The sequence below is a fragment of the Arthrobacter sp. UCD-GKA genome (assembly GCF_001863355.1).
GTDB lineage: Bacteria > Actinomycetota > Actinomycetes > Actinomycetales > Micrococcaceae > Paeniglutamicibacter.
Window position 1 is genome coordinate 91,161 of record NZ_MOLR01000007.1, and the last position, 19,775, is coordinate 110,935.

General features: G+C 66.7%; 25 protein-coding genes and 3 pseudogenes. 14 read left to right on the forward strand and 14 right to left on the reverse strand.

From position 1 onward, the window contains the following. Nucleotides 1–81: 81 nt before the first annotated feature. The 13 genes and pseudogenes from BLJ79_RS13465 to BLJ79_RS13510 all read right to left on the reverse strand — a co-directional run bounded on the left by BLJ79_RS13465 (nt 82) and on the right by BLJ79_RS13510 (nt 9,524). On the reverse strand, nt 82–291 hold the full coding sequence (locus tag BLJ79_RS13465) for a hypothetical protein (RefSeq protein ID WP_071215273.1): 210 nt from the start codon (nt 289–291) through the stop codon (nt 82–84). 341 nt (nt 292–632) lie between these two features. Next, nucleotides 633–1,029, reverse strand: a pseudogene (locus tag BLJ79_RS13470) (Hsp20/alpha crystallin family protein); the annotation flags it as partial. A 258-nt stretch (nt 1,030–1,287) separates the two neighbouring features. Next, nucleotides 1,288–2,409, reverse strand: coding sequence for a YihY/virulence factor BrkB family protein (locus BLJ79_RS13475; protein WP_071215275.1), 1,122 nt, complete (start codon nt 2,407–2,409; stop codon nt 1,288–1,290). A gap of 635 nt (nt 2,410–3,044) precedes the next feature. Beyond that, the gene (locus tag BLJ79_RS13480; protein ID WP_071215276.1) at nt 3,045–4,037 is read right to left on the reverse strand and encodes a DNA topoisomerase IB; all 993 of its coding nucleotides are present in this window, start codon (nt 4,035–4,037) and stop codon (nt 3,045–3,047) included. Then, on the reverse strand, nt 4,038–5,015 hold the full coding sequence (gene ku, locus BLJ79_RS13485) for a non-homologous end joining protein Ku (RefSeq protein ID WP_071215277.1): 978 nt from the start codon (nt 5,013–5,015) through the stop codon (nt 4,038–4,040). A gap of 80 nt (nt 5,016–5,095) precedes the next feature. After that, complete coding sequence (locus tag BLJ79_RS23750; protein WP_353615482.1) at nt 5,096–5,587, reverse strand: Rieske 2Fe-2S domain-containing protein; 492 nt, start codon at nt 5,585–5,587, stop codon at nt 5,096–5,098. Between the two features lie 23 nt (nt 5,588–5,610). Beyond that, nucleotides 5,611–6,705 (reverse strand): annotated as a pseudogene (locus BLJ79_RS13490) (NAD(P)/FAD-dependent oxidoreductase); the annotation flags it as partial. Next, the gene (locus BLJ79_RS13495; RefSeq protein WP_353615481.1) at nt 6,665–7,186 is read right to left on the reverse strand and encodes an amino acid permease; all 522 of its coding nucleotides are present in this window, start codon (nt 7,184–7,186) and stop codon (nt 6,665–6,667) included. The pseudogene BLJ79_RS13490 and the gene BLJ79_RS13495, both read right to left, overlap by 41 nt. Before the next feature lie 618 nt (nt 7,187–7,804). After that, nucleotides 7,805–7,963, reverse strand: coding sequence for a hypothetical protein (locus BLJ79_RS23755; RefSeq protein WP_286135423.1), 159 nt, complete (start codon nt 7,961–7,963; stop codon nt 7,805–7,807). Nucleotides 7,964–8,162: 199 nt separating this feature from the next. Then, a pseudogene (locus BLJ79_RS23760) lies at nt 8,163–8,366 on the reverse strand (MBL fold metallo-hydrolase); the annotation flags it as partial. Further along, nucleotides 8,360–8,548 carry an MBL fold metallo-hydrolase gene (locus tag BLJ79_RS23765; protein ID WP_286135404.1) on the reverse strand — a complete coding sequence of 63 codons (189 nt, stop codon included), beginning with the start codon at nt 8,546–8,548 and terminating at the stop codon, nt 8,360–8,362. The gene BLJ79_RS23765 and the pseudogene BLJ79_RS23760, both read right to left, overlap by 7 nt. A gap of 108 nt (nt 8,549–8,656) precedes the next feature. Continuing rightward, nucleotides 8,657–9,124 carry a DUF4383 domain-containing protein gene (locus BLJ79_RS13505; protein WP_071215279.1) on the reverse strand — a complete coding sequence of 156 codons (468 nt, stop codon included), beginning with the start codon at nt 9,122–9,124 and terminating at the stop codon, nt 8,657–8,659. Between the two features lie 202 nt (nt 9,125–9,326). After that, nucleotides 9,327–9,524: a hypothetical protein gene (locus BLJ79_RS13510; protein WP_071215280.1), complete on the reverse strand. Its 198-nt coding sequence runs from the start codon at nt 9,522–9,524 to the stop codon at nt 9,327–9,329. Nucleotides 9,525–9,942: 418 nt separating this feature from the next. On the opposite strand from BLJ79_RS13510, the gene BLJ79_RS13515 reads away from it, so the two are divergent. From BLJ79_RS13515 to BLJ79_RS13530, 4 genes are all read left to right on the forward strand, one after another. Beyond that, a complete protein-coding gene (locus BLJ79_RS13515) occupies nt 9,943–10,674 on the forward strand; it encodes a GAF and ANTAR domain-containing protein (RefSeq protein ID WP_071215410.1) in 732 nt (243 codons plus the stop codon). 17 nt (nt 10,675–10,691) lie between these two features. Next, nucleotides 10,692–10,967: a hypothetical protein gene (locus BLJ79_RS13520; RefSeq protein ID WP_071215281.1), complete on the forward strand. Its 276-nt coding sequence runs from the start codon at nt 10,692–10,694 to the stop codon at nt 10,965–10,967. Beyond that, a complete protein-coding gene (locus BLJ79_RS13525; RefSeq protein WP_071215282.1) occupies nt 10,967–11,686 on the forward strand; it encodes a GAF and ANTAR domain-containing protein in 720 nt (239 codons plus the stop codon). Before BLJ79_RS13520 ends, BLJ79_RS13525 begins: the two co-directional genes overlap by 1 nt. 73 nt (nt 11,687–11,759) lie before the next feature. Continuing rightward, nucleotides 11,760–12,530 (forward strand): ANTAR domain-containing protein, encoded by a 771-nt coding sequence (locus tag BLJ79_RS13530; RefSeq protein WP_071215283.1) that lies wholly within the window; start codon nt 11,760–11,762, stop codon nt 12,528–12,530. Here the strand turns inward: BLJ79_RS13530 and BLJ79_RS22940 are convergent. Beyond that, nucleotides 12,527–12,829 carry a hypothetical protein gene (locus BLJ79_RS22940; RefSeq protein ID WP_139194872.1) on the reverse strand — a complete coding sequence of 101 codons (303 nt, stop codon included), beginning with the start codon at nt 12,827–12,829 and terminating at the stop codon, nt 12,527–12,529. The two genes, BLJ79_RS13530 and BLJ79_RS22940, sit on opposite strands and share 4 nt — an antisense overlap. A gap of 617 nt (nt 12,830–13,446) precedes the next feature. On the opposite strand from BLJ79_RS22940, the gene BLJ79_RS13535 reads away from it, so the two are divergent. The 10 genes from BLJ79_RS13535 (at nt 13,447) to BLJ79_RS13580 (ending at nt 19,768) form a co-directional block, all read left to right on the forward strand. Next, nucleotides 13,447–13,971 (forward strand): hypothetical protein, encoded by a 525-nt coding sequence (locus BLJ79_RS13535; protein WP_071215284.1) that lies wholly within the window; start codon nt 13,447–13,449, stop codon nt 13,969–13,971. A gap of 65 nt (nt 13,972–14,036) precedes the next feature. Beyond that, a complete protein-coding gene (locus BLJ79_RS13540) occupies nt 14,037–14,222 on the forward strand; it encodes a hypothetical protein (RefSeq protein ID WP_071215285.1) in 186 nt (61 codons plus the stop codon). Continuing rightward, nucleotides 14,219–15,091, forward strand: coding sequence for a Rieske (2Fe-2S) protein (locus tag BLJ79_RS13545; RefSeq protein WP_071215286.1), 873 nt, complete (start codon nt 14,219–14,221; stop codon nt 15,089–15,091). Before BLJ79_RS13540 ends, BLJ79_RS13545 begins: the two co-directional genes overlap by 4 nt. A gap of 116 nt (nt 15,092–15,207) precedes the next feature. After that, nucleotides 15,208–16,131, forward strand: coding sequence for an SDR family oxidoreductase (locus BLJ79_RS13550; RefSeq protein WP_071215287.1), 924 nt, complete (start codon nt 15,208–15,210; stop codon nt 16,129–16,131). A 35-nt stretch (nt 16,132–16,166) separates the two neighbouring features. Further along, nucleotides 16,167–16,445, forward strand: a complete 279-nt coding sequence (locus tag BLJ79_RS13555) for a DUF6480 family protein (RefSeq protein ID WP_071215288.1) — start codon at nt 16,167–16,169, stop codon at nt 16,443–16,445. Nucleotides 16,446–16,654: 209 nt separating this feature from the next. Further along, nucleotides 16,655–17,122 carry a phage holin family protein gene (locus BLJ79_RS13560; RefSeq protein WP_071215290.1) on the forward strand — a complete coding sequence of 156 codons (468 nt, stop codon included), beginning with the start codon at nt 16,655–16,657 and terminating at the stop codon, nt 17,120–17,122. A gap of 416 nt (nt 17,123–17,538) precedes the next feature. Continuing rightward, the gene (locus BLJ79_RS13565; RefSeq protein ID WP_071215291.1) at nt 17,539–18,177 is read left to right on the forward strand and encodes a hypothetical protein; all 639 of its coding nucleotides are present in this window, start codon (nt 17,539–17,541) and stop codon (nt 18,175–18,177) included. A 78-nt stretch (nt 18,178–18,255) separates the two neighbouring features. Then, the gene (locus tag BLJ79_RS13570) at nt 18,256–18,624 is read left to right on the forward strand and encodes a hypothetical protein (protein WP_071215292.1); all 369 of its coding nucleotides are present in this window, start codon (nt 18,256–18,258) and stop codon (nt 18,622–18,624) included. Nucleotides 18,625–18,698: 74 nt separating this feature from the next. After that, the gene (locus BLJ79_RS13575; protein WP_071215294.1) at nt 18,699–18,932 is read left to right on the forward strand and encodes a metallothionein; all 234 of its coding nucleotides are present in this window, start codon (nt 18,699–18,701) and stop codon (nt 18,930–18,932) included. 275 nt (nt 18,933–19,207) lie between these two features. Continuing rightward, on the forward strand, nt 19,208–19,768 hold the full coding sequence (locus tag BLJ79_RS13580; RefSeq protein ID WP_071215295.1) for a Dps family protein: 561 nt from the start codon (nt 19,208–19,210) through the stop codon (nt 19,766–19,768). Nucleotides 19,769–19,775 lie beyond the last annotated feature (7 nt).

Consider the following 19,775-nt stretch of genomic DNA (forward strand, 5'->3'; position numbering starts at 1 on the left):
CGCAGTGGGCGGGGCCGGGGACGAAAACAGGCCCCCAGCCCCAACTCGTTAACGAGTCGGGGCCTGGATGGCCGAAGCGGATCAGGCGGCGAGCATCGGACGCTCTCCGGCGAGCTCACGGTCGTCGCGAAGCAGGGACGGTTCGCTGGCCACATTCACCTTCTTCTCGGGGATCCCGTGGTCGAGAGCGGTCTGGACGATGGCATCCAAAGCTGCCATGCGCTCCTGCAGAAGGACACGCGCGGAGGCCACGTCCTCCGCGGCTGCGTGGATCAAATCCAGTTCATGCACGTCAAGAACCTTTCGTTGTCGTTGACATTATATAATTTGAATCCTAATAGGTTTGAAATTATCGTTCAAGCAAATCGGCGCACGGCAGGTTGCGGGTGGTGGGAAACCGCGAAGCCCCCTGGCTGAGAGGACCTGCAGGACTGCCCGGTTTCGCCCGAACACGGATGGTGCCTACACCTCTTCCTCTCCAGTGGGGAAGAGGACACCAGCGGCGATGCCCATCGGCACGAGCCAGTCATTGACCCCCACTGAAAAGGACCTCGGCCCCGGCCGGGCTGCTGCGGGGTCCGCCGGGCGGCTCCCTGCCGGGATCCGCGCTCAGGCGTTGATTTCGTGCTGTTCGCTGTTTTCGCCGTATCGGCGATCTTGCGCGGCTTGGCCCGCTCAGCGACCGGGATGCGCAAGGTCAGCACCCCGCCGTCATAGGCGGCCCCTATGCGTCCGGTATCGAGGTTCTCGCCAAGGACCCCTTGCGGTTGTAGCGCCCGCGGGAGCGTAGTCCGCGAGGATCTCGGCGCTCTCGGCCAGCGGCTCACGTTCTGCCTGGTCGGTGGCCACATCACGTTCAACGTCCAGGTCCATGGAATTCGGGCTGACGCCGGGCAGGTCGAATTCCACGTGGAAGACATCGCCATCCCGTCGCGCATCCATCGGCATGGGGGCCGGCCGGGCAGTGCACCCCGGTAGTTGCTGGGCGAGCCGGTCGAGGTCCCGAAACGGATCGGTGCGCATCAACATGGTTTTCACTCCTTGTCGGTAACGTTGTCCGTTGCATCCGCCGCCACGGTCTCGGCGGGTGCAGCATTTTTATGGCATTGCCACCGAGGTGATGCAATAAACTGTCGTGGAATTTCTTCGGGGAACGTTTCAGCGGGACCGACCCTGCAAATAGCGCCTTGACCACCAGGCGCGGCTACACGGTAGGAGCCAGGCGAAGCGCAGGGAGGCTGTCCGCCCAGATCCGCCCGGCGGCCTCGAGCCGCTGAAACGGCCTTTCTACCGCTCGTCCTTGGCATCCCTGCCCTGTTCGGGATCGGCGGCTTCGGCTTCCAGGCGCAAGTCCCTTCCGTCCCGGATGTCCTTGTCTTCCTGCTTCCGCAGTTTTTCGCTGGCCTTGGTGTCGCGCGGGGGCAGCTGGAGGGACTCCTCGGCCTCGATGCCGCCTTGCAGTTCGCGTCCGCGTTCGGTTTCGCTGTCGAAGATGGCACCAAAGAGCAAGGAGAGGTTGGCAATCCAGATCCAGAGCAACATCACGATGACCCCGCCGATGGCACCGTAGGTCTTGTTGTAGTTGCCGAAGTGTGAGACGTAGAAGAAGAATCCGAGGGTGGCGATCGCCATGACGACCAGGGCGATCACGGAACCCGGGCTCAACCAACGGAATTTGGGCTGCTTGACGTTCGGGGTGCCGTAGTAAAGCACGGCAATCAGTACCACTGCGAAAATGACCAGGACCGGCCACTTGGCAATGTTCCAGACCATCACCGCCGTCTCACCAAGCCCGACCGCATCGCCGATGGTCTGGGCAAGCGGTCCGGAGACGACAAGCAGAACGGCCACGACCACGGCGATCAACAGCAGGACCAGCGTCAGAAGCAGCATCAACGGCTTCAACTTGTAGAAGGGGCGCCCCTCTTGCACATCGTAGATCTGGTTGACCGCGCGCCCGAAGGCACCGACATAACCCGACGCGCTCCACAGGGCACCAAGCAGACCGGCGATCAACGCGAATCCCGCCGATGGGGCGCTGGCCAACTGCCCGATGGGCTGTCGCAGCGTATTTGCGACCTCGGGACTCGCGACGCCCTCCACGATCTGCATCATTGTTTGGGTCGTGGACTGGGCCTGTCCCACCAGACCGAGCAGCGAAACCAAGGCCAAGAGGGCGGGAAAGAGCGAAAGCATGGCGAAGTAGGTCAGTGCGGCGGCAAGATCGGTGCACTTCTCGCGGGAGAATTCGCGGATGGAGCGCTTGAAGATGTACTTCCAGGATGCGCCACCGAGCTCGGTGGGCGCATCCGGCTTCCGTTCGTCATCGGGCGCCGGAGCCGACCGGCCCTTTTGGGCTGTACCGGCGGCGGTTCGGCTCGCGCTTCTGGATTCATTTCGACTGGACATGCCAACACCTCAACAATTGATGGTCTTCCGCGGTCGGTTTCCCCCCTCGCCCAAAGTTAAGCACGCACCATGACACGGGGCAAGGATTTGCACACGCCTCTTAGGGCGGTCCTGATCGGGTCCTCATCACACGGGCGGATACCGCCCGCTCGGGTGATCCGTGCGTCTGCGGTGCCTTTTCTTCCGTCCCGCCAAGGCTGTCCCGATCCCTTTGGGCCGGATCCACGGCAGGGTTGCCGGGGTGAACACCGTTCCGGCCAACGGGCCGTCCTGGACGGCCAAGACCATGGACACGCACCTCGTCCGGGAGCAAGGGAACGAGGCATCCATCGGTTGCATTGCCGGGCAGCGGGAACGGGTTTCCACCTGCCCAGCCCGCAGACGATGGAAGGTAGGCCGTGTCTTCCCGCACCGCCGTGGACGGCCCATCCTCCGATGCACGCCAATGGCCGAACCGGCTTGCGGCCCGCAGAACGAGTCGATGGGTCGCCGCGTGGTCCGAAGCCCGCAGAACTGCTCGCACTTTCCGCACCAGCATTCGAAGTCCCGGACCGGAGGCGCTGAACCACGTCGCCGCCAAGGACGAACCATTCGCCCCGGAACGTGTTCGGTGCCGAGTCAGCCATGCAACCGGCTCACTCGGGTTCCTCCCCGTCGCCCTCCATCAGCAGGGCGAGCACTGCGCGGTCGGGTTGGCGCCGCGGATCGGCCACGACGCCGCGCTCAAAAAGATCGATGAGCCGCGGGTTCACATATGACCCGCGGGCGACGGCCGGGGTGTTGTGCAGCCACTGGGCCGCCTCGTCGATGGCCGCAGTCACTGCCTCCGGGGAGGTGGCACCGGCGCGCAGGGAACGGACCAGTGACAGCGCGGCCACGACGGTGCCCTGCCAGGTGCGGAAATCCTTGGCGGTAAAGCCGTGCCCCGCCACCTCGCCGAGGTACGCATTGACCTCGCCGTCCGAAACGGGCTTCCATTCCTTGCGCCGCCCCACGGGCACCGCATGGCAAATAGCCGGGCCCGAACGGGGGGTGTGCGGCAGGGCGGCAAAGTACGCGGCCAGCAGCTTGTCCGTGAGCGCGACGTCCCAGTCACCCGCGGACTTGCCGCGGAACCTCAGGTGGACCGTGTCGCCCTCCAGGCTCAAGTGGCGCTTGAGCAGCGTGGTGGCGCCAAAAGAACCATTCTCTTGGGCATAGGCGGCGCCCCCGACCCGAAGCCCGGCGCGGTCCATCAGGCGTACCGCGGCAGCCAGTGCGCGCAATCTGGGGTCACGCTCTTGCTTGAGGTCGCGGGTGACGCCTCGACGGATCGTGGGCAGGCGCTGGGCGAAGGCCAGGGAACGAATGAACTTCTCGTGTTCGCGCATTTGCCGCCACCGGGGGTGGTAGATGTATTGCAGCCGCCCGGCGGCGTCCACGCCGGTGGCCTGGATGTGGGCCGAGGGGGCGGAGGCGATCCACACCTGGGTCCAGGCCGGGGGGATGGCCAGCGCGTTGATGCGCTCGAGCAGGCGATCGGAATGGATCCTGCGGCCGTTGGCCGAGACGTAGCTGAATCCGCGTCCGGCGACCCCGCGGCGGATGCCCTTGGTGCCGGGCTGGACCCGTTCCAGCTCCAGGTCCATCTAGGCTCCCTTGCGGGTCTTCGTCCGGGCTGCAGTGGACTCGGAGGCCTTCGTCTTGGTGGGCGTTTTCTTCTTGGCCGGGGCCTTCTTCTTGGTGGAAGACTTCTTTTGAGCGGCCGTCTCAGCACGCTTCGAATCAGGGGTGCTCCTGGTGACCGAGCTCTTGCCCGCCGCCGGTTTGGCGGAGGTTCGCTTGTTGGCGATGCTGCGCTTGAGCGCCTCCATCAGGTCGATCACGCCCCCCTCTTCCCCCATGTCCGAGGTGTCGCCGGTCCCGAAGGTGGCCTCGGTGTCCAGTGCGTCGCCTTGCTTGAGCTTTTCGCGAATCAGCGTGCGCAACTGCACCTGGTAGTCGTCCTCGAATTCCTCCGGGGTGAAGTCGGTGGTGAATTGCTTGACCAGGGCCGCGGACATCTTCATCTCCTGCGGACTGATCTTGCTGGCGGTGCGGGCGGAAGCGAAGTCCGCCTCGCGCACCTCATCGGCCCACAGCATCCCCTGCAGGACCAGCACGTCCCCGCGCACCCGCAGGATGCCCAGGCGGGTCTTTTGCCGCAAGGCAAACTTCACCACCGCCGTCAGTTCCGTTTCCTCGAGGGTCTGGCGCAGCAAGACGTAGGCCTTGGGCGATTTCGAATCCGGGGCGAGGTAGTAGCTGCGCTCCAACATGATCGGGTCGATCTGATCGTTGGGAACAAACTGGACGACGTCGATTTCCCGGCTTTTCTCCGCGGGAAGGGCTTCCAAGTCCTCGTCGCTGAGCACAACGGTGCGTTCCCCGTCGTCAAAGGCCTTGTCGATGCGTTCGTAGGGGATCTTCTTCCCGCATTTCTCGCACTTGCGCTGGTAACGGATCCGTCCGCCGTCCGCGTCGTGCACCTGGTGCAGGTCCACATCGTGGTCCTCGGTGGCGCCGTAGGCCTTGACCGGCACATTGACCAGTCCAAACGCGATGGATCCACTCCATATTGCTCTCATGGACCCAGTCAAGCACCCGTGCCCGGCCTTGGCCAGAGAATGCGCGCCGGGCCGGGCATCGGTACACAGTCGCCTACGGGTCAGTCCGCCGGCTTCAGGTCCTCGGTCGCCGGGCCCTCAATGAGGAAGCCGGTCGGTGTGAAGCGCGACCCGTGCAGCGGGCAGTCCCAGGATGCTTCCTCGTCGTTCCAGGTGAGGATGCCACCGAGGTGGGTGCATACCGCCGATACCCGGCAGGTCCGCCCCTCGACGGTGGAGACCGCCACCGGGTGCAGTCCCTCGCGAACGACACTGCCGCGGTGTGGTGCAGGGGGATCTCCTTTTTCGCGGGGGGCAGTCTCGGCGGTCGGGGGTCTTCCAGCCTTTCTTCTTTTCCCTTGCCGCTTTCGGTGAGCGCGTGGGCCCATCCCGAGAGCAGGTCCCTGGCGACCCCGGCGTTGAATTTTCCGGTCTCCGCCAAGGCCTTGGGTCCGGAGACGCGGTGGCCCAGCACCTCGGCCCACGGCATCCGGCCTCCCAGGATCGAGGCGGAGAGCCGCAGCGCCGCCGCCACGGAATTGGTCATGCCCCATTTGTTGTATCCGGTCGCCACCATGATCTTGCCGCCGGAGCGCGGCATGGTCCCGACGAACGGCACGGAGTTGACCGAGCGATAGTCCTGCGCCGACCAGGCATGGGTGCGCTCGCCGAGCGAGAAATGCCCGCGGGCCCAGCGATCGAGGTCGCGTGCGGCTTCCCGCGGCGCCCCCGCGCCGACCGGATGGCCGTTGCCGCCCACGAGCAGCACCTCGCGACCATCGTGGCTGGCCGTGCGCAGGGAACGGGATGGGAAATCGATGGACAGGTACATGCCTTGAGGAAACGGCGACGCGCCCGGGGAACCGGTGTAGGCGGCGACGTAGGATCTGAAAGGTTCCAGCTTCGCAAAATAGCCGCCGCGGTCCAACACCGGGGTTCCGGTGGCCAGGATGAGGGTGTCGGCGCCGAGCTGGCCCCGCGAGGTGGCGATTTCCAGGGGTGCCGAGTTTGTCGAGTCCTTCAGGCGCGTGTCCTCAAAGATCCTGGCACCCCGGCCGCGCAGGTCGGCGCAGAGCGCCGTGATCACGGCAATGGGGTCGATCTGGGTTTGGCCGGCCAGGGTGAGGGCAGCGGCAACGCCAAAAGGCAGGCCGGTCTCCGGCCCCTCGATCATCCGCACCTCCAGACCCGCCCCATGGCTGACTGCGGCCTCTTGTTCCAGCGTGTCACGGTGCTTGGCCTCGACGGCATAGGTGAAGGCGTCCCGGGACTCGTGGGGGACCGAATGCTCGGCCAGGTACTGGCGCAGCCACGCCTGGCCCTCGAGGTTCCCCTCGACGTAGGCGCGCATGACCTCGGCAGAAGAATTCTTGCGGATCTGCTGCAGGGTGGTGCCTTGCAGGAGGCTGAGCTTGGCGGTGGTGTTCCCGCTGGTCCCGGCACCCACGAACCGGGATTCAAGGACGGCAACCCGCTGCCCTGCCCGGCTGAGCAGCAATGCGGTGACCAATCCGGTCAGGCCGGCACCGGCCACGACGGTATCGAAGCGGGCGCCGGGTTCGAAGGGATCGGTTGGTATTCCTGGTTTCGGATCCAGCCAGATTGATTCCACGGTTTTCTCCTCGGTGCATCTAGTGTGGTTCGATGTCATCGACGGCTCGCGGAACGGCATCGATGGCCCAATTCCCCGACCGCCTTTCGGTCCGTTCGTTGTCTTGGTTCGCTGTGGTCCGGGAGCCGGCGCCGGTCAGGACGAGCACCAGGAGCAGGCCCGAGACCTGGATGGCCGTCATGAGCACGTTGGCCCGAACCGACTCCTTGATGCCACGTGCATTCAGCAGTGCCACCACGAGCAGGAACACGATGGCGGCGGGGAGTGCCGGTACGTCCAGGAACGGTTTGAGGTAGTCCCCGGCGAAGGCAATACTCAGCCCGGCGGCACTGCTGCCCCCTGCAGCGAGCATGGAGAAACCCACGAGAGAGGAAATCCAGGGCCAATTGAAGTCACGTTCCGCAAAGACCGCCGCGTCACCGGCTTTTGGATACCTTGCCACGAGCCCGGCGTAGGAGTCGGCGGTCAGCATCGCCAGCACCAGCGCAATGGCCAGCGGAATCCAAAGTGCTCCTCCGACTTCACCGGCGATCTCGCACACCAAGGCAGAGATGCCGACCGAGCCCGTCGCCCAGGATGAAGAAGGTCGCCCAGGATGAAGAAGTACAGCAGTCGATCGGTGATACCTTGTTTCAACTTTGATTGCGGAAGGTCTCCTTGCTCTGCCATGGTGCCACCCTATGTCGCGGCTCATCGGGCTGGAAGGAAAATGCGTGCCATGCCTTGCATCCAATGGCGGTGTTCCGGGAGGATCCGCTGCATGCGGGACCTCGGTCTTCGGGTCGGTACCCGGCGTCGAAGCGTTCGTGGCCCCGCCCCATGGCAATACCGGGCGATCCCGGCGAAGCGCTTGCGGTGCTTTTCGCCCGGGCGCTTGCAATGGCACAACTGCCTGGCGACGCAGTCGGCCGGCGGCCGCGACCACAGGTCTCCGGAGCCAGGGGATCGACCCAAAGCCCGGGCAGTTCAATGCCGCTTTCGGCGCGCGGAAACGGCTAGGTCGTGGCTCGACGGAAATACTGGGAGAGTCGTTGACCAATGCTTCCAATTCCGTCAGCGCCTCCAGGATTGGTATCTCCATTGCGCCCTGCCTCACATCGGGGGTGGATGGATACGGGCCCAAACAGCGGGGGAGCTGCAGTGGAACCGCTGGCCCGCATCAAACTACCGGCAGGCTGCGGGCGTGGGCCACAGCGACGGCAATGTCGCCGTGGTATGGGTCGCCGTGGCCGGGAAGGAAGGTTTGCGCGCCGGTGTCCGCCAGCAGCGCCAGTGAGTGCAATGATTCGTCGGTGTCCGCGGTTGCTGCGGCCGCCACGATCCTGGGCCGGTCTTGGCCGTGTACGGGTCCAGTGTGACCAGTGCGTCCCCGGTGACGACCGTGTTGCGTTCGGGGAAATGCAAGGCACAGTGCCCGTTGGTGTGTCCCGGGACGTGGATGACATGGGGGATCCGGGCAGGAATGGTGCGGGCCCGGGGTCCAGGGCGTGGTAGTTGGTGACGCCCTTGACGTTCAAGGCGCCGGCCGCCGCCATCTGTGCCAGGATCGGGATGGCCCGCGGGTATTTGAAGGGATAGACCCAGCGTGCCTTCTCATGCGCATACCGGTAGGGGTGGGCGGGTATGTGTGCGTCCTGCGGTTGGATCCACAGCGGTGTCCCGTAGTGGCGTTGCAGGCGGGCGGTGGTGCCCAAATGGTCGAGGTGGGCGTGCGTCAGCACCAGCGCCTCGGCACTTTCCGGGGCGCTAGCCCAAGGCCACGGAGGGCATCGACGAGCATGTCCCAAACCGCCGGAAGCCCGGCATCGACAACCATGAACCGCTCGTCCTGCTGAACGATGTAGCAATTGACATTGGCGTGGCGAACCATGTGGATGCCTTCGGCCACATTATTTTGGATCATGCGAGCCTCAACTCCTTGACGTCTTTTCGATGTCCCCGTGCCTTGGTGCCGGGGGTGGAGGGAAGGCAGCGGCGGAACACATCCGCCGCCACCTTCGCGGGACGGGATCTAGCGGAGTCCAGCGTCCCGGTTCCCGCGGTTTGGGCGGCTGAGCATCAGCCCGAGTGCCACCATCCCGATACCCAGGACGAGGTGCAGCCAGTTGTCGGCATTGTTGAGCGGGATGAAGTTCGCCGCGCTGTCATGGTCAATGAGCAGTCCGTAGATCCACAGGGCCAGGTAGATGATGCCTCCCACGAGCAGGTAGGCCTTCGCCAGGCGGGCGGACCTGGCCATGGAAAGCCCGGCGACGCCGAAAATCAGGTGGACGGCGTTGTGGAGGTAGGAAACCTGGAAAACCCCGAGCAACAGTGCCCCGGAATGGTGTCCGGCGCCCGCGAGCTGGTCATAGTTGCTGGTGATGCCCGGGATGAATCCCAGGATGCCAAAGAGCAGGAAGACCGCTCCGACGACCATTGCCGCCTTCTCGACGGCGCTTCTGTCTTCAGCTTGTCCCGTGTTCTCGTACGTGGCCATGATTTGCTCCCTACTTGATGGCTTGCGTTTGCGGGTTTGAGGAAATTCCGGGGGGATCCAGGCCGCGCGGTCCTTCTGCGGGGCCAGCGGCATTGTTTGGGGTCCCCGCCGGAGTCGGTGGCCCAGCTGTGGCTGGCCTTCCAGGTGTACGAAGCGAACGGTCCGGCCGAACGCTCCTGAGCGGCCGCCCGGCCCCGATGCGTCAACGCCTTGCGTCGCCCACGGGGTTCCGGATCCCGGTGGGGGAGAAGCCGCCGGCCACGGCGACGTCGACGGCCGGGATCCCTCGAGCCAGGGCATCGCGGTTGATGGCCGCCAGGGTATCCAGCCGTTGGCGCAGCAGCGAACGGGCCGCGGCAACGTCTTGCGCGGCTGCACGGATCAGCTCCAGCTCATGCAAGGGATCCGCCGTTCGCCGGTGACTTCATGGTCTTGGTTCCTTTCGGTGTCGTGGCCTGGCAACCGGCTCGTGGTGCGCCGACGGGAAGGCCGGGCATGTGGGGTGTCCGGTGCAACGAGGGAATCACGAATTCCCATTCGGACCGTCCGGCCCGGATTTCCGTAAGAATGATCGAGGGACACGCGGGCCACTGCCTGGTCCCGGCGACGCGTCGTCACGGGGCCATCTTCCCGTACATCCAAAGTCAAGCATCCCCTCCATGGCCGATCAAGGATTTAGCAAACCCTGCAGGATGCACCGCCGGAAAGGTCTGCACGCCGGCCGCGAAAAGCCCACGGAACCCTGCGCTTTTGGAGGCACAAATGTGTAGGCTTGAAGGAGGACGCCCGTTCTTCGTCCTCCAGTGAAAGGTGTGCTCATGGTCCAGGTCGAGAGGTCCCTCCCGCTTGCCCAGGAGCTGGCCGCGGTTGCCGCAAGCGCCGCGGGCCTGTTGCTGACCGAGAACACAGTCGCCGAAACGTTGAAACTCATCACCTCGGTGGCGAAGTCGATTGTCCCCTATGCCGCAGGTTCCGGGGTGACCCTGATAGACGCCAACGCCCGGAAGACCAGCGCCGCGGCCTCCGACGAAGTCGTCGAGCGGGCCGATGCCCTGCAATACGAACTCGAGCAGGGCCCGTGCCTCTCCGCCTGGGCGAGCGGGGAAACCATCGTCGTCCAGGACATCGCCAAGGACGAGCGATGGTCCGACTGGTCTGCCGCCGTGGCGCCGCTGGGTGTCGCTTCATCCATCAGCGTTCCGCTGGTCTACGCCTCGGAATCCTTTGGCGCGGTGAAGGTCTACGCGACCGAGCCCCAGGCCTTCACCGAACGCTCCCGCGCGGTCCTTGAAATGCTGGCCCGGCAGGCTGCCGTCCTGCTCAAGCACGCCACCACCGCGGAGCAGGCCAAGAAGCTCAGCGAGGATCTGCGCAGAACCTTGCATTCACGCGACGTCATCGGCATGGCCAAGGGCATTCTTATGGAACGCCACGGGCTCGACGCCGATGCGGCTACGCGCCACCTGATGAAGCAGGCGGTCTCCGAGGGCCGAACCCTGGGGGAGATTGCGGCAGGGCTAGTCGAGGCAGCCGGCCGGCAAGGCTCCTGACGACAGGGGGATTGGCCATGGAAATTGACGACGACGACCTGCAACTCAAGCAATTGCGCCAGGCCCTGCCGCTGGCCGGCCTGAGCGTGGGGGAACTGTGGCTGCGCTATTTCGGCATTGGCGGCTCGGCCGGCCAGTTCGAGATCGAGGCTTACCTTTACGCCGCGCACTCCCTGCCGACGCTGGAACGCGACCTGGTGGCCCACGCCATCAACGAACGGTTCATGGACCTCGGCCTGGACGTGCGGGTTCCCTATTCCGCGGATATCGATCCGGGCCAGCAGGAGAGCTGATGGGCAGGCAGCGAAACGATTCGCGGCACCAGGAGGAGCTCCAGGACCTGTTGCTCGACAGCCGGGGATTCACCGAATTCATGCTGGAACTGGTGCTGATCGCCGCCTCCGGGATGGGCGGGGGAGAACCGGTGCTGTGCTCCATCACGGTGGAGCGCGAAGGCTTTCCGCTCACGGTGGCCAGCAGCGCCGCCGCGGCCATGGCCCTGGACGAACGCCAGTATGCCGTTGGCGACGGCCCCTGCCTGACGGCGCTGCGTCAGCAGCGCAAGGTCCATATCCAGGACCTTGGCGCGGCGCAGGATTGGGAAGGCTACGCGCAGGAAATCTCCTCCAGCGGCGTGCGTTCGATCCTTGCCGTCCCCGTGGAAGCCGGCAGCGGCACCCAGGCGGCACTGAATTGCTATGCCCGCGATCCGGCAGACATGGACGAGGACTTCGTCGCCGCCGTCGAGGCGTTTGCCGAATCGATCTCGCGCATCCTGCGCCTGGCCTTGCGGTTCCACCTGCCCGCATTCGCCGGGGCCGACCTGGACGCGGAACTGCGCGTCCGCGCCCTGGTGGATGCGGCCGTTGCGGTGATCATGGCCAGGGACAAGTGTGGTCGGTCGGAGGCCTTTTCCCGGCTTGGCCGCTCGGCCTTCGAGGGCGGGGTGCGCCTCAAGGAACGGGCAATCCAGGTGCTGCGCGAGGCGCGGCGGGCCCAGGGGATTGAATAGGCTAGGGTACATGGTGGCAAGGCAGGGACACCGTCTTGGGTGGACTGCGACCGGCCCGGGAAAGAGAACACCAATGGGCAGCGATCCGGCCGAAATCGACCTCATGCATCGGGCGGCCACGGGGAACCAAGCACCCCTGGATGCCAAGGATCCCCAGTTGCCGGAGGATCCCGGCCTCCCCGGGTTTCTGGCCAGTCTCTGTGCCCTTTCCGCTGTGCTCGGCTCGATCGGGGAGCGGGAGCTGGAATGCTCGATCACGTTGGTGCGCAGAGACCTCGAACCGCTGCACGCCGGCAGCAGCGCGCGCGCCACCGAACTTGGCAGCTTGKTTTCCGGCAGCCTGCCCACGCCATGGACGCAGGACCCGCACGGCGCCGCGCTGCTGGTGGTCCAGAACGCCGCCCGCGAATCCGGCTGGCCCGAGGGCGCACGCAGGCTGCGTGCCGAAGGCATCCAGGCAGCACTTGCTGTGCCCATGCTGCTGGATGGAGGGGACCTGGCCGTGTGCGTGTTCTATTCACCCGTTGCCGAGGTCTTTGGCCACGGGGTCGTCCTGGGTGCCACACACCACGTGTCACGGATCCGGAACGCGCTGCTGCTGGCCTTGCGGCATCCCGCCGGGAACCCTGCGACTCCCGGCGAGCTCCACTGTGCCCTGGCCTCCCGCTCCGACGTCGACCTGGCCGTGGGCGCTGTTGCCCGGGCGCAGCACTGCTCGCTGGAGGAGGCATTGGCAGCACTCGTCCGTGCCGCGTCACACGGCGACAGGAAACTGCACGCCGTGGCCGCCGAGCACCTGCAGGAGGCGAAGTCGATTACCGCAGGCAGCGGGTCCGGGTGCTAGGCGCCCAAGAGCCAGGTGCCTGTGCCGTAGCCGCGCAGCAATGTTGAATACGGGAGCGCGGGTGGCGTGGAGGTGCGAAAGCCTTGGTACTCCTCGCACTTGCCGCACCAGCATTCAACATCCCACTGCGCCGGGCCCGGGCCGTGTCGCGGCACCGGCTTGACTTCCTCGTAGACCAGGTACTGGTCGCTATGGCACGTGCCGCAAATCGCCGGGGAGCCCTGTTGCCGCGGGGCAATGATCGCTGCGGTGGTTCTTTCGGCGCCGCGCGGCGCCGGTCTTTCATTTGGGGTTGTCATGAGCCCGATCCTCGAAATTCCGAAAAGTTGCCAACGGATGACGTGTTTCCCGGGGTCTGGAGAAACCACGCGTGGCCGGCGAACGCGTCGCCAGCCCATCGATAAATTGATTATGCACAAAGCCCCAAACCAAAGACAAGGAATTCGACACGCGCGGGCGCGTTCCATGGAGGATCGCAGACGACGCACCGCGTTTTCTCGATGCCCGGCGGTGGCCCGCCCTTGGCAGCCCGAGGCCGCTTTCGGTGTCCGTGCTTCCGTGCCTGGCTTAGGCTTCCCAACCCTCGGAATACCTCACGTACACGTGCGGGGTCCGGGTAACCAGGTCGACGAAGTCGGCCAGCGAGTTGAGCACCTTCAGCCCGGCCATTGCCCGCGTTCTGGCCCGCCGTGTGGTGCTTTTCCGTTCCTATGGGAAACGTGCCACCGGTAGCCATGCCGCACTTCTTGCCGTGAATCCGGCGGCGGCCCGGACCCTTCCGGGGGTGCCGTCCGTAGCCCGACTCAAACGGCCCCTGGGGGCGGTGCAAAAAGCTTGCCGCCGGGCAGCGGCGTCGTTAAGTTGGGTCGTGTCATCCCGCTTGGACAGGGGTCGAAGCTTGAAAAGGAGAAGAACCATGGCCGACGAAGACACCTCCGGACAGTTCGAAGACGGGTCCGAGGAGCAGACGGAGAACCGGATGGAAGACCGCTCGGGCGCCGCAGGCGGCCCGGAGGTCACCGAGGATCCGGAATCCGGGCAGTTTGTCGCGGGCAGTGGCGAATCCGGCGGCGATGTGAGCACCGGCGGCTACGGCGGTAGCCGGGCCTCGGGTGGTTCGCAGGCCACTGCCTTCGATTCGGGGCTCCAGGCCGGAGCCGGCGGCGAAGCGGGCACCGGCGCCTTTGCCGGCGGCCAGGGCGCCGACAAGGAGCAAACCAGCGCCTTCGATTCGGAGGGCCAGTCGGGCTTCCGCAACGACCCGGATGACGGGTCCGAGCGTCTGGGAGCGACTGACCAAAGCCCCCTCGCCGGGGACACCGGCACCGGCGGCTTTGACGCGGGACGCGAGGCCGAGCGAACCGAATCCGGTGAAACCGGCGACCGGCAGCGCCCGGACGCCGAGGACACCGAGGACGCATTCGAACGCGGGAACGACTGAACGCCCGCAGGCACCCGCCGGCCGCCGGAGGTGAATGGACCGGTGGCCGGCGGGCCCCGGGGGAGTTGGGGGAGGATGCCACCACCTCGATCATGATCGAGGCGATCGCCGCCCTGGCCACGCAGGATTCCTGGATCGTCCCGGTCCAGGACCTGGCCATTGCGCTGAACACCATGCCCGCCGGGCCCCGCAGCGGATTCACCATGCTCAAAAAAGCGCAGGCCCCCGACACCGAAGGAGCAGGACCATGAAAACCCTCAAGCCGCTGAAGGCCGTTGACCGGCTCGAACGGCTCGAATCCCTCGATCCGGCCACCGGGGTGCTGCAGCGCGCGGTGCACCGGGTGCTGGCCGCACGCGGCGCGGCGGATGTGCTGCACGGCGTTCCGCTGGGCCACCCCGCCCACCCCTTCCTCGTCCAGCTGCCCACCGGGGCCTTCGCCGCGGCCGTGTTGCTGGACGCGGTGCCCGGGGCCGAACGCGCGGCGAAAACGCTGCTGGCTGCGGGACTTCTCGCGGTGCCGCCGGCAGTGGCCACCGGCCTGGCGGATTGGTCGGCCGGACACCCGCAGCAACTGCGCGTGGGGCTCATCCATGCCGGGGGCAACACGCTGGCCACCTCGTGCTTCGCGCTCTCGCTCGCGGCCCGGATCCGCAACGCCGGCACCGGACGGGCCTGGGCGCTGGCCGGTCTGGCCCTCATGGGCGCGGCCGGCTTCCTCGGCGGGCACCTGTCCTTCAGGCTTGCCTCCGGGGCCAACCACGTCGAGGCGCTCCCGCACCTGGTCCCGGCCGGCTGGAACCACCTGGCCCTGCTCGAGGAGATTCCCGAAGGGCGGCTGGAGGGCCGGATGCTCGGGCGTGTGCCGCTGCTGGTCTGGCGGCAGGGCCAGGGCCCCTCGGTGATTTCCGGCGAGTGTCCGCACCTGTCGGGCCCGCTGCAGGAGGGCACCGTGCACGGGAGCGGAGCCGATGCCTGCGTGAGGTGCCCCTGGCACGGCAGCGAGTTCTCCCTGTCCACCGGGGCGGTCGTCCACGGTCCGGCGACCGCACCGGCGGCCGCGTTCGAAACCAGGGTCGCCGACGGCATGCTGCAGGTGCGCCTGCCCGGCGCAGGCTAGGAAACGCGGCCCGGGGATCCGGGCCGGGTTGCAAATTCATTGATCGGGGCGCCCCACTTGTCCTAGCGTGGGGCGTGGAAGCAACATCGCCCACACCGACCACCTGGAGGATTCCCATGGATGAGCGCGACCCCGGCGCCTTTGACCCCGAGGTGCAGCTTTCACTGGACAACCCGGTGAACCGCCACCCGAAGATCTCGCCGCCGAAACAGGACCAGCCCGAACCGGGCCTGGATGCAAAGCTGGAACCGGCGGCCGACCACGGGGAGGACTCCTACGTCGGCACCGGGCGGCTCAAGGGCCGCAAGGCCCTGGTCACCGGCGGGGACTCGGGCATCGGCGCCGCGGTGGCCATCGCCTTCGCCAAGGAAGGGGCGGACGTGGCCATCGCCTACCTGCCCGCGGAGGAGCAGGACGCCCGCCGGGTCATCTCGGTGATCGAGGACCAGGGCCGCGTCGGCATCGGGCTGGTCGGCGACCTGCTGGATCCGGAATACCGCAATTCGCTGGCGGACAACGCCGCACGGATGCTCGGCGGGCTGGACATCCTGGTGAACAACGCCGGGAAGCAGATCGCCGTGGCCAAGCTCGAGGACCTTGACGACGAACAGCTGATGCAGACCTTCCAGGTCAACATCCTGGCCATGTTCAGCATCACCCGCGCGGCGCTGCGGCACCTGCCCGAGGGAGCCAGCATCATCAACACCACCTCGGTCCAGGCTTACGATCCCTCGCCCACGCTGCTGGACTACGCCTCGACCAAGGCTGCGATCAACGCCTTCACCAAGGGGCTGGCGGTGCAATTGGCACCGCGCGGGATCCGCGTGAACGCCGTGGCCCCGGGCCCGATCTGGACCCCGCTGCAGGTCTCGGACGGGCAACCCAAGGACGCCCTGCCCGAATTCGGGCACAACGTGCCGCTGGGCCGTGCCGGCCAACCCGTGGAGCTGGCCCCGGCCTACGTCTTTTTGGCATCGGCCGAGTCCAGCTACGTGGTGGGGGAGACCCTGAATGTCAACGGCGGCAAGTCGACGCCCTGAGCGCCCCGGAACGCCAAACGCCAAAGGAGCATGCGATGGAGAACGAACAGCAGCCGCCGGTCCAGCGGGACGACGGCGATCCGCTGGACCTGGAACCCGACGATCCCGAATGGAGCGACAGTCCCCGGAAACACGGGGCCGTGCGTGAAAGCGGCGACGAACCTCCTGCCGCCGAGACGGAGGCGGGCGCAACGTCCAACCCCGACCCCCTCGAGCAGGTGATCACGGGCCTGGAGCCCGGTGGCGGGGTCCCTCCCGGGGAAACACCCCCGGGCGAGGGGTCCATGAGCATGGACCAGGGCCACGAGGAATGATCCGGACTCCGGCGCACACCGGCACCCCAGGCTCCGGGCCCGCCGCCGGCTGTTGATCCGCTGGAACCACCAGGTCCACCGGGAGGAACACCATGACCGAAGAAGTTTTCACTGCCCCGGCACGGCGTGCCCGGGGACCTTCACCCACGCGCTTGCGGCGCTGCACGCCGGCCGGGAACCATGCCCCGGTCCCTGACAGGCCATGACCCATGGAGAAAGAACAACCACGGGCCGATCTCCGGGGCACGGTTGCGCCCTCCTGCGAACAGCCGCTGGAACCCGCCGCGCGGACGGCGATTTTCACGGCACTTGGCGGCACCCTGGCCACGCTGCTCAGCCAGGAATTCAAGCTGGCCAAGGTCGAGGCCAGCGTCTCCGCGGGCCTGGCCCGCAGGGGCGCCGGATACACCGGCGCCGCGGCCATCGCGGGGCACCTCGTGTTGCTGGCCCTTTCGCTGGGGGCCGCCGCGGCCCTGGCGCTCTTGACGGGGCACGGGACCGCGGCGCTGGTTGTCGCAGGTGCATGGATCGTCGCGGAGTTCACCCTCGTGGTGCTGGCCAGGAAGAAGCCGGCGCGGGCCAGGGGAACGCCCGGTGCCGCCCGGCGGGAGAACGGATCCGGCTCCGCCGATGCGGGCACCCGGCAGCCGGGCGACACATCCGGGGACGGCGGCTGAAGGACCGAGGACCCTGCCCGGGGTGGCGGGGACGGCTTGTGCCCCGCCACCCCGGAGAGCGTTGCCGACCTGAAGCCTGAAGAAGGCACCCGGTCCGCACGCCGGATTTGCCGGCCGGCGATGTCAAAATCCTTGTGCCCGGGCGGCACTCTTGCTTTGCTCTTATTGGAGGGACTTTCCGGGGAACCGGAAAGGTCCGCAACGCGGAACCACGCAAGCCGGAGCACCCATCGTCTCGGCGAGGGGTGTGCCCACGCTGGCCGGAACGACGCGGGAAACCGGGAATCACCAAGCTGGATCGAGGTATGAAGCGGCAGGGCACAATCGCCCGGCGGGTGTCCAAGGCGATGCACGGACCCCCGGGGTTTACAGGCCGTCGGCGACCATCGCCGACGCCAACCGATCGGAGGAAAACCTTGAGCGAGAACGACTTCAGTGCGGCCTATCCTCCCGAGGTGCCCAAAGGCCGCGAATCCGAACGGCCCGCCGCCGACATGCAGCAGGACGGCTCAACCGTCGCCGTGCCGCCGGCACCCACGGCACCCACGGCGCCCGAGGCCGGATCCCGGCGGATCGAAGCACCTCGGGTGCCGCACGGCCGGGGTCCCGGCGCCGCAACGCACTCGACACGGGAGGCCGGGACGCATGCCTCCGGCGTGCTTGACGAACTCGGCCGCGGAATGCATGAAAACGCTGCCATGGGGCAGCGGAGGGCCGCAGCGAACCTGCGGCGGATCGACGATGATCTTGCCTGGATGGTCAAGGACCAGCCGCCCGGAGGAACCGCGTCGGCGCTGGTCGAGCAGGCCGCGTGGGCCAGCGAGAGCCTGGCCGATTGGCTTGACGAACGCGAACCGCGCGACCTGCTGTCCGCGGGACAGCAATTCGCCCGGCGTCGCCCCGTCGCCTTCCTGGGTATAGCGGTGGGCGCAGGCGTGCTGCTTGGGAGGCTGGCAGGCCACGTGGCCGCGGACGCCTCCGCAACCACGGACACGGCACGCACAGTGCCGGGGCAACCCGTGAACCCGCTCCGGCAAGAGCGCCGGGAACCATGAACGCAACGGCGGGTCGGGGCTCGCGGAGGCCCTTGCCCGGCACACCTCCCTCTTCGAGGTCTTGACAAAGGAACCAAGATGAACGTCGAAACGCACAACAACAGCCACGGATTCGAAGGTGGCTTCGCGGGCGCGAACAGTGCCAACGGGCGCCGGCCGTTGGTGGTCGGTCCGTCGGAAAGCCTGCCCAGGCCGCCTCAAAGAATCAGGGGAACCATTTACAGCGTCCGCCGCCCGCCCGTGGAACGGACCGACAGGGCGGCCGGGGTGGCCCGGAGCGCACCGCGGCCGGCCGGCCGGGGTTCCCTGGGAAATCCGGTGGCCGCCGGGCTGCTGGTCTTCGGAGCGGGATTGCTGCTGGGTACGGCCGCGGGCAGGGGCGTTTTCACCGGCCGGCGCGCGGCGGTCCCCGGGGCCGTTCGCGGCATCGGGCGTCGGCACCGCTGACGCCAACGACTCCTGCAACCGGGCGGGCCAACGGCAACCCACGACATGCACCAAACCAATGGAAGGAAAGTTCGATGGCGATCTGCGACATGTGCGGCAACGACTATGACAAGACGTTTACGGTGACCCGCGGCGAGGACACCCGGACCTTTGACAGTTTCGAATGCGCCATCAACATGATGGCGCCACACTGTTCACACTGCGGCTGCCTGATACTGGGCCACGGGGTGGAAAACGGCACGGGCATGTACTGCTGCGCCCACTGCGCACGGGAGTCCGGTTTCGACCAGGCCACCGACAGGGCATGAACCTGCCCCGACACGGGCCGTGCAGCGAACCCAAAACGGGGCCGCCGGCCGCCATGGCTTCGGGCCCGGAGTCCCACCCGGAGGGTTCGGGGAACTGCTGCCCCGGCAGCACCGGGGAACCGCGTCGCGCTCCACCCCGGCTACACCAGCCGGAGCGAAGCGGCGGAGCCGCAGTGCATGACAAATCCATGGACGCCACACACCTCAACCGCTAACGTGGTGGAACGAAGCCGGGGCCGTGGCGGCCCGATCTAAACCAACAAAGGGGTTTTAACATGGCAGCGAAGAACACTGCACGGACCGGCTTCACGGTTCCGGGGCTTTCACTTGAGGACGGCCGGAAGATCGCCACGATCCTTCAAGGGAGGCTGCACTCGCTCAACGACCTGCAGCTCACCTTGAAGCATGCGCACTGGAACGTTGTCGGTCGCGACTTCATCGGCGTGCACAAGATGCTCGATCCGCAGATCCTGCTGGTCAGGGCGATGATCGATGAGGTTGCCGAACGCATTGCCACGTTGGGCACGGCGCCGAACGGACTTCCCGGGGCACTGGTCAAGGAGAGGGACTGGGACGACTATTCCCTCGGACGGGCCCAGACCGCCGAGCACCTGGCGGCGTTGGACCTTGTCTACAACGGCGTGATTTCCAGCCACCGGGACGCCATCGAGAAAACCGGAGAGCTTGATCCGGTCACCCAGGACATGCTCATCACCCAGTGCGCGCAGCTCGAACTCTTCCAATGGTTCATGCGTGCCCACCTGGAAGACCCCAGCGGTGTGCTTGAGACCGCCAGCGCGGAAACCGAAAAGACCGCGGCAAGGAAAACAAGGTAGCTGCGCC